The 2,027-nt window shown below is 48.6% G+C and carries 2 protein-coding genes; both read left to right on the plus strand.

Features of this window, described 5'->3' with window-relative positions:
* The coding region (locus IJ369_RS10035; RefSeq protein WP_290718650.1) for an ATP-binding protein at nucleotides 1–1,331 on the plus strand (1,331 nt) is incomplete at its 5' end.
* Nucleotides 1,332–1,346: 15 nt separating this feature from the next.
* Nucleotides 1,347–2,027 (plus strand): dihydroorotate dehydrogenase electron transfer subunit (locus IJ369_RS10040; protein ID WP_290718652.1); only part of this gene is annotated, 681 nt, incomplete at its 3' end.

The following is a 2,027-nucleotide window of genomic DNA, read 5'->3' on the forward strand; positions in this document are numbered from 1 at the left end:
ACGTTGTTGAACTGGAACAGCCTCTGGGCATCATCGCTTCCCTTGGCGGCCAGACAGCCATCAACCTGGCAGAACCCCTGATGGAACGCGGTGTAAAGATCATCTGTACAGACGTTGCTGCCATCGAAAAAGCAGAAAACAGAGATGCTTTCGAACACATCATGCAGGAACTGAATATTCCTCAGCCTAAGGGCCAGGCCGTAACAAATATTGAAGCCGGCGTAAAAGCTGCAGAAGAAATCGGCTATCCCGTACTAGTTCGTCCTTCCTACGTTCTGGGCGGCCGTGCAATGCAGATCGTTGCCGATGAAGAACAGCTGAGAACATACCTGAAAACAGCAGTAGCCATCAACGAAGACCAGCCCGTACTGGTTGATAAATATATCCAGGGTAAAGAACTGGAAGTAGACGCAGTCTGCGACGGTATCGACGTATTCGTACCCGGTATCATGGAACACGTTGAAAGAACAGGCGTACACTCTGGTGACTCCATTTCCGTATACCCTACTTTCTCCGTATCCAACAAAGCAAAAGGCAAGATTCTGGAATACACAAAGAAACTGGGTCTGGGTATCGGCATCATTGGTCTGTTCAACATCCAGTTCATCGTTGACGCAAAAGACGATGTATATGTTATCGAAGTGAACCCTCGTTCCTCCAGAACAGTACCTTTCCTGTCCAAAGCTACAGGCTACTCTCTGGCAGATATCGCTACACTGGTAATTCTGGGCAAGAGCCTGAAAGAACAGGGTATCTTTGGTCTGTATCCCGATGAAAAGAACAGATGGTATGTAAAAGTGCCTGCATTCTCCTTCTCCAAACTGCACGGCATGGACACTTACCTGTCCCCCGAAATGAAATCCACCGGCGAAGCCATCGGTTACGACAACAAGCTGAACCGTGCGCTGTATAAAGCACTGCAGGCTTCTGGTATGAATATCCAGAACTATGGTACTGTACTGGCAACCATCGCTGATAAAGACAAAGCAGAAGCACTGCCTCTGATTCGCCGCTTCTACGAACTGGGCTTCAACATTGAAGCAACAAAAGGTACAGCAGACTTCCTGAAAGAACATGGCATCCGTACTCGTACAAAGAGAAAACTTTCCGACGGCAGCGAAGAAATCTTCGACTCCATCAGACAGGGCTATGTAAGCTATGTCATCAACACAAGAGACATCAACTCTGCAGCAAGCAACAACGATGGTCAGGAAATCCGTCAGTGCGCAGTAGAAAACAACGTAACTGTATTTACAGCACTGGATACCGTTCGCGTTCTGCTCGATGTATTAGAGGAAACAACACTGGGCATTTCCACTATTGATGCGTGATAAGGAGGAATCCTTTTGAAACAGTCTATTTTTACAATCCAAAGCAATGAAAAGCTGACCGAAAGCGTATGCAAAATGGTTTTGGCGGGGGACACCTCCGCCATCACCGCTGCAGGTCAGTTCGTAAATATCCAGCTGAAGGGCTTTTTCCTGCGCCGCCCTATTTCCGTCTGCGATTATGACGAAAATACGCTGACAATTCTCTATAAAGTTGTCGGCAAAGGCACAGAAGCCATGAGCAAAATGAAAGCCCCCCACAAACTGGACGTACTGACAGGTCTGGGCAACGGCTATGACACATCCGTTTCCGGCGACAAACCTCTGCTCATCGGCGGCGGCGTTGGCGTACCTCCCATGTACAGACTGGCGAAAAACCTGATCGCAGAAGGCAAGCACCCTATCGTGATCCTGGGCTTCAACACAGCTGCAGAAGTATTCTATCAAGAAGAATTTGAAAAACTGGGTGCAGAAGTACACGTAGCAACAGCTGATGGTTCCGTTGGCGTGAAAGGCTTCGTAACAGACGTTGTGAAAACAATCCCCGATTATACTTACTTCTACACATGCGGTCCTGAACCCATGCTGAAAGCCCTTTCCGCTGTGACAACAACAAGCGGTCAGCTCAGCTTTGAAGAACGCATGGGCTGCGGCTTCGGCGCATGCATGGGCTGCTCCTGCCAGACAAAATATGGCAAC

This window comes from Anaerotignum sp. (assembly GCF_017483025.1).
GTDB lineage: Bacteria > Bacillota > Clostridia > Lachnospirales > Anaerotignaceae > Anaerotignum_A.